Source organism: Candidatus Dependentiae bacterium (genome assembly GCA_035445995.1).
Lineage (GTDB): Bacteria > Babelota > Babeliae > Babelales > Vermiphilaceae > DAOMRS01.
This window is the reverse complement of sequence record DAOMRS010000001.1, coordinates 960043-975639: the sequence shown is the minus strand read 5'-3', so window position 1 is coordinate 975639 and position 15597 is coordinate 960043. Positions and strand designations below refer to the sequence as shown.

At 32.2% G+C, this 15597-nt stretch carries 17 protein-coding genes; 16 read left to right on the top strand and 1 reads right to left on the bottom strand.

All coding sequences use genetic code 11. The features are described from left to right. Positions 1–32: 32 nt before the first annotated feature. From PK943_04710 to PK943_04695, 4 genes are all read left to right on the top strand, one after another. A complete protein-coding gene (locus PK943_04710) occupies positions 33–692 on the top strand; it encodes an FkbM family methyltransferase (GenBank protein HRN78517.1) in 660 nt (219 codons plus the stop codon). 130 nt (positions 693–822) lie between these two features. After that, on the top strand, positions 823–1440 hold the full coding sequence (locus PK943_04705) for a hypothetical protein (GenBank protein ID HRN78516.1): 618 nt from the start codon (positions 823–825) through the stop codon (positions 1438–1440). Between the two features lie 25 nt (positions 1441–1465). Continuing rightward, entirely contained in the window at positions 1466–2395 is a 930-nt protein-coding gene (locus tag PK943_04700) for a hypothetical protein (GenBank protein HRN78515.1), read from the top strand. 146 nt (positions 2396–2541) lie between these two features. Then, complete coding sequence (locus PK943_04695; protein ID HRN78514.1) at positions 2542–3624, top strand: polysaccharide biosynthesis protein; 1083 nt, start codon at positions 2542–2544, stop codon at positions 3622–3624. 9 nt (positions 3625–3633) lie between these two features. Here the strand turns inward: PK943_04695 and PK943_04690 are convergent, their stop codons facing one another. Beyond that, positions 3634–4470 (bottom strand): class I SAM-dependent methyltransferase, encoded by an 837-nt coding sequence (locus PK943_04690; protein ID HRN78513.1) that lies wholly within the window; start codon positions 4468–4470, stop codon positions 3634–3636. Positions 4471–4606: 136 nt separating this feature from the next. Here PK943_04690 and PK943_04685 point away from each other — a divergent pair, with 136 nt between their 5' ends. From PK943_04685 to PK943_04630, 12 genes are all read left to right on the top strand, one after another. Beyond that, positions 4607–5545: a hypothetical protein gene (locus PK943_04685; protein ID HRN78512.1), complete on the top strand. Its 939-nt coding sequence runs from the start codon at positions 4607–4609 to the stop codon at positions 5543–5545. Between the two features lie 37 nt (positions 5546–5582). After that, positions 5583–6563 (top strand): hypothetical protein, encoded by a 981-nt coding sequence (locus PK943_04680; GenBank protein HRN78511.1) that lies wholly within the window; start codon positions 5583–5585, stop codon positions 6561–6563. Between the two features lie 2 nt (positions 6564–6565). Then, a complete protein-coding gene (locus PK943_04675) occupies positions 6566–7534 on the top strand; it encodes a hypothetical protein (protein ID HRN78510.1) in 969 nt (322 codons plus the stop codon). Between the two features lie 10 nt (positions 7535–7544). After that, positions 7545–8204: a hypothetical protein gene (locus tag PK943_04670; GenBank protein ID HRN78509.1), complete on the top strand. Its 660-nt coding sequence runs from the start codon at positions 7545–7547 to the stop codon at positions 8202–8204. Positions 8205–8235: 31 nt separating this feature from the next. Further along, positions 8236–9330, top strand: a complete 1095-nt coding sequence (locus PK943_04665) for a class I SAM-dependent methyltransferase (GenBank protein ID HRN78508.1) — start codon at positions 8236–8238, stop codon at positions 9328–9330. Between the two features lie 45 nt (positions 9331–9375). Continuing rightward, a complete protein-coding gene (locus PK943_04660; GenBank protein HRN78507.1) occupies positions 9376–10323 on the top strand; it encodes a hypothetical protein in 948 nt (315 codons plus the stop codon). Positions 10324–10332: 9 nt separating this feature from the next. After that, positions 10333–11220, top strand: coding sequence for a hypothetical protein (locus tag PK943_04655; protein ID HRN78506.1), 888 nt, complete (start codon positions 10333–10335; stop codon positions 11218–11220). Then, entirely contained in the window at positions 11210–12133 is a 924-nt protein-coding gene (locus PK943_04650; GenBank protein ID HRN78505.1) for an NAD-dependent epimerase/dehydratase family protein, read from the top strand. Before PK943_04655 ends, PK943_04650 begins: the two co-directional genes overlap by 11 nt. A gap of 70 nt (positions 12134–12203) precedes the next feature. Beyond that, complete coding sequence (locus tag PK943_04645; GenBank protein ID HRN78504.1) at positions 12204–13190, top strand: hypothetical protein; 987 nt, start codon at positions 12204–12206, stop codon at positions 13188–13190. A gap of 24 nt (positions 13191–13214) precedes the next feature. Further along, a complete protein-coding gene (locus PK943_04640) occupies positions 13215–14033 on the top strand; it encodes a glycosyltransferase family A protein (GenBank protein ID HRN78503.1) in 819 nt (272 codons plus the stop codon). Between the two features lie 8 nt (positions 14034–14041). Then, the gene (locus PK943_04635; protein ID HRN78502.1) at positions 14042–14794 is read left to right on the top strand and encodes a hypothetical protein; all 753 of its coding nucleotides are present in this window, start codon (positions 14042–14044) and stop codon (positions 14792–14794) included. A 12-nt stretch (positions 14795–14806) separates the two neighbouring features. Continuing rightward, entirely contained in the window at positions 14807–15583 is a 777-nt protein-coding gene (locus tag PK943_04630) for a hypothetical protein (GenBank protein HRN78501.1), read from the top strand. The last annotated feature ends 14 nt before the right edge of the window (positions 15584–15597 follow it).

Sequence of the window (15597 nt, the reverse complement as noted above, 5' to 3'; positions counted from 1 at the left end):
CTTATAACGTAAATACCGTATAGTGACAAGAAATGATTATTTTTAAACCGCATCAAGTATTTGATCATATAGATCCCTACTTACCGGAGCACCCGATCATTATAGAAGCAGGTGCATTCACCGGACAAGAAACAGTAACCATGGCAACTCGCTGGCCACATGCAACCATACATGCATTCGAGCCGGTACCTGAACTTTTTGCACAATTAGTTGAACGCACTAAAAACTTTCCAAACGTACATTGTTATAATCTTGCACTCAGCACAACAAATGGTACTGCCACCTTTTATATTGCAGAAAAACCTGACAAACCCGGTAGACCTTCGCAAGCTGGCTCTTTGCAAAAACCAAAAGAACGTCTCAAGCATTCACCTATACAATTTCCATACACCATAGAAGTACATACCATCACGCTCGATAGTTGGGCACAACAATACAACATCGATCATGTGGATATGCTTTGGCTCGACATGCAAGGACATGAATTGCCAGCCATGCAAGCAGCACCACACATACTCAAAACAGTATCTATAATTCACACCGAAGTTGGATTTATTGAGGCATATGAAAGGCAACCAACGTATGCAATAGTAAAATTATGGCTTGAACAAGAAGGATTCACTTTGATTGGAAAAGATTTTATTGATGAGCACCAATGGTTCTTTGGTAATGCATTGTTTGTGAAGAAATAAACTAATTCGATCTTTTATATATTCAGTATTTTTATAATTTAATGTCCATTTCCTCTTTATTCTTGCTCTATAATTTTCAAATATATTATTTTTAAAAAAGTATACTATCTATTAAAAAATAGGGGAAAATATGGTAATGACACGTACCTTCATACTGGGAATATTTTTAGGAATAATCAATTGTTTTATTATAGGCAAACCACTTGAGTACATTACCAGCGATGCACTCATTACACGCGAGCTTGCTCATGATGCTATTATTAGAAATGAACCTGACTTTGAAACTGATTTCTTAGTATTGCATTGTTTGATAAAAAAATATCAACCTAAAAAATTATTTGAGGTTGGTACTTGTCAAGGATATGGAACGCTCATTATGGCCAATGCTTGCCCAACTTGTACAATTATTAGCCTTGATCTTCCACCGCATACTCCTCCATTTAACTTAAAGCCATCTGATATTGGTCGTATGTGTAAAGGACGCTATCAACAAGTTTTTGGCGAAAGCCTTACATATAATTACAAACAGCATTTCCCTATAGATGCATGGTTTCTTGATGGAGCCCATGATTATATACATGTAAAACATGAAACAGAACAAGCACTTCAATCAGAAGCAATATTAATTGTATATCATGATACTGATATCCCGGAAGTGCTACAAGCTATCATAGATGTCTTAGACAATACTGAATATAAAATTTATCGGATTACCGATACACGCGTAAGTTATGCTGTTAAAGAATAACAATATTGATTTATAGGAAATTATTATGAAAAAAATAATAAATGTATTGATTTACTTATTCATACATACAGCAGTAATAGCCTCAGATAAAGTTCTTATTATTACACACCAATTTAATCGTCCAGACCTCATAGGAATACAACACAAAACATTTCAACATTTTTTAGAAGATGAGTATGAATTTGTAGTATTTAATGATGCTAATAATGAAAATATGGCAGCTCAAATTACCAACGCATGTATCAGTTGCAATATTAGATGCATACGAGTCCCCCAAGAAATACATACTCGCCCCTATCTACCGCGAGAACCTAGAGATCCACTACATCGCCCTAATATTAGACATGCTAATTGCATTCAATACTCAATGGATATACTCGGATTTGACCACAATGGCATAGTGGTAATTATTGACTCTGATATGTTTCTCATTCGACCATTACACATCACTGCATACATGCAAGATAAAGACATCGCCTCACTGGTAAAAGGAAGCATTAATGATGTAATTTATTTGTGTCCAGCATTATCTTTTTTCAATATGAGTACATTGCCAGACAAAAATTCATTAAATTTCAATTGTGGTATGGCAAACGGTGCCATTGTAGATTCAGGCGGCTGGACTTATTATTATCTGAAAAATCATCCTAATATCCAAATAGAATATTTTGATTCTATTTGGAGCTACAATTTGTTTTGTTCACATAACATTGAAAGTAAACCTGTAGATAATTCTACCCCTAGAGAAATCAAGATAAACACTTATAAACAATTAGGATTTAATGATAAAGAAATTAATTTTTTTCTCCAGCAACCAGATACCTTTGAAATCTACTTTGATAAACACTTCTTACATTATCGTGCAGGCACAAACTACAATAATTTATCCCAAAATTTTCACCATCATAAGTTAAAAATATTCAATGAGTTTCTTGATAATATTTTACAAGATTAATCATTTTGATAGAAACCATCATCAGTAATACTTAGGAATACGTCATTTTGTACTAATAACAACAATGATCATAAGTTGCAAACAATACTAAATTATGTATGTTTACAATTTATGATCACTTTTAAACAATAAAAATGAGTAATATTATGAAGTATAAAATCCTATCATATCTTTTGTTCTGTCTATTTTTTCACAATATATCACAAACCACCCAAAATAATTTAGAGTTATTTGAGAATAAAAACATACTGATCACCGGAGGCACAGGTTATCTAGGGCGTGCTCTGACCACAGAAATTCTCAAATATAATCCTCATCGCATAGTGATATTCAGCAGAGACGAAGTTAAACATTTCAATTGCTCAAAAATATTTAATAATAATCCCAAGATACAGTATGTAATTGGCGATATCAGAAATTATGAATCATTACTCAGAGTAACTAAGGGTATAGATATTGTGCTGCATGCAGCAGCGCTTAAACGCATTGACATCCTAGAAACTAACGTCTGTGAATGTATACAGACTAACATCATTGGATCACAGCATATATTTGATGCTTGCGTGGCTAATAATGTAAACACGGTACTATTTGTATCCACAGACAAAGCTTGTTTGCCAATCAATACCTATGGTGCATGCAAGTTCATTAGTGAAAAAATATTTACCAATTATGATCAAAGTACCATTAAAACAAGATGCTTAGTTGTGCGCTACGGTAATGTACTCGAAAGTACTGGATCAGTAATTCCTATTTTTACCGAAAAAATAAAAATGGGGCAAGATATTCCACTAACCGATAACAGAATGACTCGATTTATTATAGATAAACAAGAAGCAGTTGAACTTATTTTTGATGCATTGCGCTATGGTATTGGTGGAGAAATATTTGTAAAACAACTACCGGCATTCAAAATAACCGATCTTATTGAAATTCTTAAAGAAAAATTTAGTGCTGATAACAACGTTACCATAACCGGTATTAGACCTGGTGAAAAATTACATGAAGCAATGGTTAATCATACTGAAATGTTACGTGCATATGAATTCAAAGATTATTTTGTAATTATTCCTTCTACACAGCAAATATTTTATAACCAAGAACCTATATACATGCAATATGGCACATTATTTAGCACAAAATTTGAACAAGATGTGTATAGCTCCGATCAAGCAGTTATTACCAAAGAACAAGTTAAAGACTTATTCGAAAAACTTGGTTTATTATAAATAAGAAGCTTACTTTTTTTTCTTTAATAATGCATAACTTACACAACTATTAATTTTTATACCACTATTAAGAACTTTGGCGTCTCTATTACGTCTTTCATAATACACAAAGTTATCTTGATTTGATCTAATAACATCACCTACAATTACTGCATCATCCTGATATAAAGTAAAATAATCCTGAATTAAACTAAGAAATTCCGGCAGACCGAATGACCGCTTTATTCTTTTGAACAACCCATTTTGCATAAGGCTTTGTTCCAAAGTATTCCAGCCATTACTATAGGTTATTGGTTCATTCTTATCCCATTCTTCATCCAATGTAATAACTAACAAACCATCATCTTTCAGAACTCTATGTGCCTCTTGAATTGATTTCATAAAAATATCATATGGAATATGTTCAAACGTACTAATACAATATGCAACATCAAAATATTTATCAGGGTATTCGAGCTGAGCCATATTCATGTACATAATTTCAAAATTATCTTGAACAATCAACTCCTTGCGCATCCTACCATCAAAATCTATGCCTGCATAAAATGCCGGTTGTAAGTTGTTAACTACATAGTGATACCAATTGTATTGCGATGGTAATCCAACGCCTAAATCTATAACTTTTTTACCTTTAACCGGAACTATGCAACTTACCCACGCATATTCATAGGGGCGACTTCCCCAATTGCCATACCTTATGTTTCTAATAACAGGGTCTGATGGAATAAAAATACCAACATACTTTCTGTTGCGATAAAGGATATCTAACTGAGTATTATCAGATTTAATGGTAAAAACAGACATTAACGACACTATCAAAGAAAAAATAATGTTCTTATTTTGCATACTACTACCTTTTAATATAAATACGTAAAAACTAATGTAAGCAACTATAGCAAACGTAGTTATTTCGTAAACCCCACTTTTTTATATAATTTTTTTTGTTATAGTTGGTTCATGTATCATAAAAAAAGGAGTCATCTTGGTCAGAAAAATTTTGTTTGTAATACTGTTATTACCCATTAGTACAAACTATGCTACAGAAAAAATTCTTATTATTACCCATCAATATAATCGTCCTGATTTTATAGAAATACAACATAAAACATTTAAGAAATTTTTATCTGATGATTATGAGTATGTAGTATTTAATGACGCACATACACAGGGTATGGCAGATAGTATTGAAGGTACCTGCAACACACTAAACATACGCTGTATTCGAATTCCGCAAGACATTCACACACGCCCTTATTTACCACGGCAACCAGAAGATCCACTACAAGGCACAAATGCCCGACATGCTAACTGTGTTCAATATTCAATGGATCATCTTGGATTTGAGCATGATGGGATAGTATTTATAATTGACTCTGATATGTTTCTTATTCGGCCATTTAGTATTGCTACTTATATGCATAATACAGACATAGCTACTCACTTTAAAAGAGAATATTTGAGAAGTAATAATGTCCAATATATATGTCCTGCTATATGCTTTTTGCATATGAATAAACTTCCCGATAAAAAATCTCTTAATTTTAATTGTGGCAAAATAGGTGAATTAGCCGTCGATTCAGGTGGTTGGACTTGGTTCTATTTAAACCAGCACCCACAATTGCAGTTAAAGCACATTAATATTACCTGGAGTTTTCAAGTTTTTTGCCCCCACAATATTGTAGGGAAAAAAATAAATACTGATTATTCTGATCAAGAAAAAACTATTTTTTTACAAGAACAAGGATTTAGCTCCCAGGAAATCAATTTTTTTCTTAAAAAACCTGATACGTTTGAATTATTTTTGGACAATCATTTCTTACATTATCGAGCAGGCACTAATTACAATAATCTTTCACAAAAATATCATCATAATAAGATGAAAATATTCAATGAATTTCTTGATGATATTTTACACAATTAGTCATCCATATGTTTCTTAATAAAAAAGGAAAGTATTTATGAAAAAAATAACCATATTAGCACTATGTTTTTTTACAAACTTAATAGCCGATCAATATATTATTCCTCTACGAAACACAAAAGATAGAGATTACTCACTGCAAAGCTCTTTTTTAGATATACTTGCTAATATTACCCAAGCTGACGTATTTATTGAAAGTGGCACGTTCTTGGGAAATACCACTGCTAAAGCAGCTAGGTTTTTTAAAAATGTACACTCTATAGAATTAGATCAAAAGCTATACATAAAAGCAAAAAAAAGGTTTGAGTATACAAAGAATATACAAATCCATTTCGGCAATTCTTCTCAAGTTTTGCAACAAATTCTTCCCAATATTCATGGTAAAATTTTATTTTGGCTCGATGGCCATTATTCAGGGCCAGGAACGGCCTTTGAAGGAACATGCACGCCTATATTAAATGAACTACAGGCAATCAAAGAAGCTGGCATTACTAATGCTATCATTCTAGTTGATGATATTAGATTTTTTGATCATCTGAAGGATATTTCAAATAATGTATCACATAAAGGATACCCATCCATACTTACCTTATATGAAGCAATAATGAATATTAATCCCGATTATCAATTCAAAGTTTATGGTGATATAGCCATTGCTTATACAAACGATGAGAATTTTTGCTTTTCTCCTCTTGTTGAAGCATGCACAATAAGCAGATTGGCTGATGATTTACCTTTTAATACACAAGACATACTTAAAGCAGAAATAATAATTGGAACTACCACTGGAATAGAACAAAGTATCATACAAAATCTCTACAAAATCTTTGAAGTCACTGAACATTACCATGAAGTTGGAAAACATTACAGATTCTGGAATGGCCTCACATTATTGTATCAGCATCAGCTAGAAGAAGCGGAAAAAAATTTTAAAAAAGCAATATATTTAGGATTAGATGAGGCACGGATAAATCCGCATTACTATCTATATTTACAACATATTACTGAAAGTGAATAATCATGCTAAAACAACTAATTAAATATAATTTATTTATTGTTCTTGTTTCAATATTACTTTTAGATAATTTGAATCTTAACGCATACTCATTTAACAAAATAACAATTTTAAGTAATCCTTACTCCAAAGATGGACCTGGTTCTGTATTATCTAGTTTATTAGATGGGTTACAAAAACTAAATATCAATTTCAACCACAATCCACAAAATATACAATTAGTTGGTGATGTCGTTGTTGTATTATCAGATATCAATAAACTGCGTCAAGCTATTAATTGGAAACAAAAAAAACACATCCAGCGCTTAATTGCAGGGCCTAATTTAATTCTTCGCTCTTTTGATCATGATCACATTATTGTATCTCCAGAAATAGACATGAACATCCAGCCATCTGAATGGCCTATTATACATTTGCAACAAGATGATCCCCGCCTAAACGGGCGTATAAAAGTATGGTACGCAGGTATTAATAGCAATACATGGCAACCACCATCTGAAAAAATTGATTCAAATAAAGTACTTGTGTACTGGAAATCTTCAACTCAACAATTATGTGAAAATGTTGAGAATTTATTAAAAAAATATGGTTGGGATCCAATACGTATTACTTATGGTCAATATAACCATGCACAATATAAACAAATTTTATCTGAAAGCGCTTTTGCTATTTTCCTCAGTAGATCAGAATCACAAGGTATGGCATTAGCAGAAGCTTGGGCAATGAATGTACCTACGCTTGCCTGGAATCCAAAAGAACTTTTTGCACATGGCAAACAATATAACCCCGTCTCCTCATGTCCTTATCTTACCCCTGTAACAGGCCATGATTGGAAAGAATTATATGAATTTGAAGAACTTTTAAAAACCATACCTGAGAAATTGAATGATTATTCCCCTCGTACATGGGTACTTGATAATATGACCACGACAATTTCGGCTCAAGTTTTGCTTGATATTATTAAATCAACTTAGAGAATAAATAATGAATAAACTACTTTTTATATTTATTTTTTCAGTAGCCATATTTAACTCAATAACACCTACAATACGTATCTTATATACTGCAGCATTATTAGATCATACATATGAGCTTCGTAAAAAAGAATATATTTACTCTCTCAATATCCTCGCATCATACGGCTACACACCCTATATTGTAGAAGCATGCAAAATAGGTGATACTTTTTTTGACCAATATAGTAACACCGTATGTTATTCACAAGTTAATAACTCGCAACTGCATAATAAAGGGGTAAATGAAGTTCGATCTATACAAAAAGCTCTTAAACAATTTAAGTTTAATGAAAATGATATCATCATTAAATTAACCGGGCGGTACTATTTTTCTTCTGATTATTTAATACAACTTATTAAAAATAATCCTGATACTGATGCTTTCATCAAGCTAGATTCATATGGCCAAGTATTTGGTGCCTGCTATGCCCTACGATATAAACATTTTGAAAATATGATTAATAATATAAACCTAACAACCATGGAACATAAAATGATTAATATAGAACGCATAATAGCAAATTATATCTATTCTCTTGAACAAAAAAGAGTTATGTATATAGATACTATTCACGTTAATGGACGAGTTTTTGGATGGGGAAATATATCCGAAATGAGACATTGGTAATTAATAACTAATTTTATAAAAAAGGTAAAAAATGAAAAAAATAATATTCATATTAATGTTAAATTTAATTTGCAACGTTCAACCGTATGAACAAAAAATTTATTTATATTCAAATAATAGCCACTTAAAATCCAATGTCACACTAGCTTTAGACGCATTAAACATTAAATATGAATCAGTTAATTCAATAAAACAAAATGATAGTGAAAATCTCTATATAATTTTTGATCTTTTCAAAATACATGAATCAATGCTCCCAAAATATTATATATGCTATCAAACTTTAGACTTAAGTAGTAACAGTCTAAACAATGAATATTTAAAAAAACTTTCAAATGCCATTGCTGTTTGGGATTATAGTCAGGAAAATATCAATAAATATCGATCAAAAATATATAATTATCTTTATTACCCCAATAATTATGAATTTATAGATCCGGTAGTTTTACCTTGTATTTTACCCATTTCTACTCTCAATAAATATAAGGAACTTTTAATTTACAGTAACCAAAAGGACACCGATATATCTAGCCACTTACCAACATTATTCTGTATTGGAATAGAAAAAAACCCCAAAATAATTGTAGAATGCGGAGTGCGTGGAGGTGAATCCACACAAGCATTTCGAGAAATTATTCAACATACTCACGCAAATATTATTGGAATAGACATAACGCCTGACTGCGCTGCTGCATATAGCAATATCCCCAATAGCTTATTTTTATGTATGAATGATTTAGATTTTGGTAATTATTATGAGAATAGTACATTTAAAGATTCAAAAATAGACATGGTGTTTATCGATACATCTCATTTATACGAACATACACTAGCAGAAATAAAACTATTTGATACTATGCTAAACAACGGTGGATTAATTATATTTCATGATTCAAATGTTACGCCTTTAAATAATGGCACTACCTATATTCGATTAAATGGCACTTCAGGATTTGCTGTTGGAAATACAAAAGGAGTAACACAAGCAATAAAAGAATTCCTGTCTTTATCATTTGATGAAAGCAAATATCTCAACACTACTTGTATAAAAAATGAATATTGCTGGCAAATAATACATTATCCATTTTGTAATGGTTTAACGATATTAAAAAAACAAAACATATGAGCTAAAAAATCATCTAAAATTCATTAAAAAAAAGGAATTAATAAAATGATTAATATTAAAAAGAAGTATATTTTTAATATTTTTATAAATTTTTTTTTTATATTTGTTTATGCATCAGACAAAGTACTTATTATAACACACCAATACAACTGTCCTGATTTTATAAAAATACAGCATGCAACATTCAAAGAATTTCTATCTGATGATTATGAATACGTCGTCTTTAATGATGCACCTACAGAAAAAATGGCACATAAAATTGAAAACACCTGTATAAATTTAGGCATACACTGTATACGTGTTCCGCAGGAAATTCATACTCGTCCATATTTATCAAGAAACCCAAATGATCCCTTGCAACGTCCCAATATTAGACATGCTAATTGTGTTCAATATTCCCTTGATATATTGGGCTTTAATCATAAAGGAATAGTTTTGGTACTTGATTCTGATATATTCCCAATTAGACCCTTCCATATATCTAATTATATGCATGGAAAAGATATTGCAGCCTTTATAAAAAGAGCACCTAACAACGTATTTTGTCTATGTCCAGTTTTATGTTTTTTAAATATGAATAACCTTCCAGATAAAAAATCACTAAATTTCAATTGTGGAATTGTAAATGAATCGGTAACTGATTCCGGTGGATTCACGTATTACTATTTAATAGAACATCCCACTCTAGTTGTTGAAAATATCAACGTATTATATAGTCACCAACTTTTTCTAGGTGATCGTGGTATTAATAGAGAAGCAGATGATATAAAATATGTTCCTAATGCCGTAAAAAGTGCTTTTTATACAAATTTAGGATTCAATAAAAAAGAAATAGATTTTTTATTAAAAAAACCAGATACATTTGAATTTTACCTCAATAATCACTTTCTTCACTTTCGTGAAGGAACAAATTATAGCAGCGCATCAAATAATTTTATAAATTACAAAACTCAAATATTTAATGAATTTATTAACTCTATAGTACAACCATAGGAAAGTAATATGTACAAAATATTTACATTTATCATTCTATTTATATCATTTTCTTCTGCAATAGCGGATCATCCAATACTTATCATGACTTATGTTCACAGTAGACCAGACTTTATAGAACTACATAAAAAAACATTTAAAGCCTTCTTACAAAATGATTATGAATATATTGTATTTAATGATGCACCAAGCGAATCAATGCGCAAACAGATAGAACAAACATGTAATAATCTCAGCATTCAACATTTTCGGGTTCCACAACATCTACATATTCATGGGAGAACATCTCCTGGTCATCGACATATGGATGCCATTAAATATTCACTAGAAGTAGCAGGATATAAACATGATGGCATTGTCGTAATGATTGATGCTGATATGTTCCTTGTAAAACCATTAAATATAATTGAATATATGCAAGAATATAATTTTATTGGTGGATATCAAGATCGTACCAAAGGAAATATAAAGGTTATTTATACGTCTCCGTGCCTTACCTTTATGAATATGCGTACATTACCAAATAAAGATACTATAAGCTTTGAAGGCGGTTATATTCATGGGTTGGCATGTGATGTTGGTGCTCATACATATTATTATTTTAAAAACAATCCAACCATCAACTTATACTTATACACCGCTGTATCAAAAGATAATCTGTGTAATTTGAGCAATACCGAATTACAAGCTTTAGGATACGATACAAACACCATTGATTTCCTTGCTGCCGTAGATAGAAGATATGGATTTGAATTTCATGGAGACACGTACTTTATACATTATTATGCTGGTGGCTCTAATTGGCCTGGTTATTCATCAACTTATTTACAAGAAAAAAATAATTTACTAAACAACTATATTAACCAACAAATTGAAACCTATAAAAATGAAAAATAAAACATTAATATTACTAAATTTTTTGATACTACACTCCATTTCGGCCAATTCAAAAACATTCTTGGTATTCGGTGGTAAAACTGGCTGGATAGGTCAACAACTTGTCACATTATTAGAACAACAAGGTCACACACCTATATGTGCTACATCCCGCTTAGAAAATAGAGAACACATAATTGCAGAAATAGAATCAACCAAGCCTGACTTTATTATCAACACAGCAGGAATAACTGGGCGCCCTAATGTAGATTGGTGCGAAGACCATAAAGAAGAAACTATGCGGGTAAATATTATTGGTACGCTCAATCTGATAGATATTGCACATATTAAAAATATCCATATCACCAATATATCCACCGGTTGCATTTATCAGTACGATGAAACTCATCCGCTAGGTAGTGGCATAGGGTTTACCGAATATGATGAACCGAACTTTACTGGTTCTTTTTATTCATTAACTAAAGTCCTGCTCGAAAAGTTCGTTATCCAATACCCCTATGTATTACATTTGCGCATCCGCATGCCAATATCTGATGACTTGAATCCACGTGGATTTATTGGAAAACTTGTCCAATACCCAAAACTGGTCAATATTCCTAATACAGTATCAATACTGCATGACTTACTCCCCATCATTATTGAAATGACAGAAAAAAAAATTACTGGCATATATAATTGCGTAAATCCAGGCACCTTATCACACAATGAGATTATGGAATTATACAAAAAATACATAGATCCCAGCCATGTATATGAAAACTTTAGCCTTGATGACCAAGCAAAAATATTAAAAGCGGGTCGTTCAAATTGTCAGTTGGATGCATCAAAATTATTGCAATACTTCCCTTATATTCCACACGCCAAACAATCTATTATTCAAGTATTTGAACGTATGCAACAACATATAAAATAAAATACTGCTCTTTCTAATATTAGATTTTCATGGTATACAGGAATTTATATCAATATAAAAAGGATAGATCATGAAAAAATTACTTCTGTTATGCATATTTTTTTGTACTACTCATACAACATTTGAGTTTATTGACTATAAATCACAAGGTGCTCTGAGCAAACAATTTATTAATGAAATTGTTCGTGTATTCCAGCCTAATATATTTTTTGAGACAGGTACCTATTCTGGTGCAACAACACATAATGCTGCATCATTTTTTAAAGAAATATACACCGTTGAACTGGACCAACGGTTATACCAATCAGCAAAAAGAAAATTAGCATCTTATAAACATATACAAATCTTCAACGATAAATCAGCTAATGCTATTACTCGCCTGGCATCACAACTACACGGAACTGTTGTGTTTTGGCTTGATGCTCATTACAGCGGCAATGGTACGGCAATGACATTTGATGATCCAACAGCAGCTAAAGCTATTACTCCCATACGAGAAGAATTACAAGCTATAGAAGAAGCTCATTTAGACAATTGTATTATTCTAATTGATGATATGCGTGGATTTGGCATCACTATATCAGGTGAAGAATACCTCGGCTGTTGGGCATATCCAACAATCCAAGAGATACGAGATCAATTATATCGTATTAATGGTAATTTCAATATTGTGCTTCTAGGTGATATTTTACTCGCATATGACCAGACTAAATATAATCCATCATTTTCAGAAACAGTACAAGCATGTACAAAAACACGATTATATGATGGATATAATGTAAGTGATGCTGAACTTATCGCATGTGAACAAACTATTATACATGCACCTGAGCATGAGAAAAAATTTATAAAACATCTTTATAGTTCTATGACCGAATACCGTGACCCTATGTTCTGGCATGATTTGTGGTATGGATTAACTGAATTAGGATCACATAATTATGCACAAGCATATGAGGCATTGTGCAAGGTAAAAATACGAAAAAATAAATTAAATAATGATGCAATGCCACATATGCATCCCCGTATTGATACCTATATATCGATGACGCATTAAGATACATTTAAAAAGGGAAATATAATGAAGCGACTCCTGTTATTTTTTTCTGTTGTTCTTATTAACATACTGGCCGCTTCTGAGGCTACTGTACAGCGCTTTGTAATCGTCACTGCAAGCTATAATAATAAAAACTACTGTACCAACAATATCATGTCTATTTTAAAACAAAATTATGATAATTTTCATCTGATTTATATTGATGATTGTTCAGGCGATGGCACTGCAGATGCAGTAGAAAAACTTGTAAAAGAGCTCGGGAAAGAAGAACAAATAACCTTGATTCGCAATACTGAACGACATTATGCATTAAAAAATCAATATGATGCTATACATACCTATTGCACTGATAGCGATGTAGTTGTCATTGTAGATGGTGACGATTGGTTTGTGCATGCCGATGTGCTTACGTTTCTGAATAAAATTTATACCGAGTCCCCACACATTTGGCTTACATACGGACAGTTTAGAGAATGGCCAAGTGGCCATATTGGTTTTTGCCAGCCAATGCCTGAAGAAGTCATTAAACACAATCGTTTTAGAGATCATGTTCACATACCATCACATTTGCGTACCTTTAAAGCAGGCTTATTCAAAAAAATTAAACAAGAAGACTTAATGTATGAAGGCAAATTTTTTCAGATGACAGGAGATATCGCAGCTATGTTCCCTATGATAGAAATGGCTCGCAATGGACATTTTGTATTTATTCCACAAGTACTGCTCATATATAACGCTGCAAATACATTAAATGATCACAAAGTATCTAAACGATTACAACGTGACCTTGATCTATATATTCGTAGTAATCAACGGTACCCTGCACTTGATACACTTGAATAAGGAATACCATGAAACACATAGATACGATATTTGGTTGGCTATTAATCCTATGTATTACTTCCTCACTTAATATACATGCAACTCAACAATATAATATTGGGCTTCTTATTGTAGCAACCGGTAAATATATACAATTTGTTCAACCTCTGATTGAATCAGCGCGTAAACATTTTTTACCACATCACAACATAACTTATTTTGTCTTTACCGAAGGAACACCGCCTGCCGGCAATGACATTATTAAAATTCATCAAGAACGTCTTGGCTGGCCTTATGACACCATGATGCGTTATAAAATGTACGCTGAACATGCAGACGCATACAAAGATATGGATTATTTATTCGCAACCGATGCAGACATGTTATTTGTAAATACCGTGGGAGACGAGATTTTAGGTGACCGGGTAGCTACACAGCATCCAGGCTTTGTTGGCAAACGTGGCACCTATGAAACACGCTCAATATCTAGAGCCTATGTTAAACCAGGCGAAGGTCGATATTACTTAGCCGGTGGATTTAATGGTGGCAGCAAAGATTCATTTTTACAGATGGCACAAATAATTACTCAAAAAATACTGGAAGATCTTGAACATAATATTATAGCTATTTGGCATGATGAAAGTCATTTAAATCGTTTTTATATCGACAATCCACCTACTATAATATTAAACCCTTCTTATTGTTATCCAGAAAGTTGGCAACTACCTTATCCAAAAAAATTACTCGCTTTAGATAAGAATCATAATGCAATACGAGCTTAAAAAAGGAATATCATGAGAAAAACGGCATATTATGCAATCTTACTTATATCATATACATTACCTATAATTTCTTTTTCAGCTATAACCACCAAACTCAAGCCGTATAAACAACTTCTGGAACAAGGAACTTATGAAGGTCAAGATTGGTCACATTTTAAAGAAAAACCAAAATCACGCTATTACACATTTAAAAAAGCATTTGAATATTTTGAAAAACATAATGGCACGAGTGTTGTAGAATTGGGAACTACACGTAGCTTTACTCACGGTGGACATCCGGGATGTAATAAAGATAACCCTATTTATTGGACGCCCAATAACCCAGAAAACTGGGATTGGGGTGCAGGAAGTTTTACTCGTATGGCAGCAGAATGCCTTGAACACCTTGGTACTATCATTCATACGGTAGATTTGGTAAAAGCACATATTAATCGATGTAAAATAATTACCCAAGATTTCAAGAATATTGTTTACCACGTACAATCATCACTTGATTTTTTGAAGAATGCCAAGCCAGAAAGTATCGATTTATTATATATGGACACCGGTGATATGACACCAATTGAACCATCTGCACAACTGCATCTTGCTGAAGCTAGAATAATCGTAGAACATAACGTAATTGCACCTCACGGTATTATCTTGATTGATGATGTGCGTAATCAAACTCCTAAAAAATTTGGGGAAACTTCAGATTTAGGAAAAGATAAATACTCTATTCCATACCTACTCGAGCATGGTTTTGAAATAATTGCCGATGAATATCAAGTTATTTTACGTAAAAAATGAAAACAAGGCCCTGT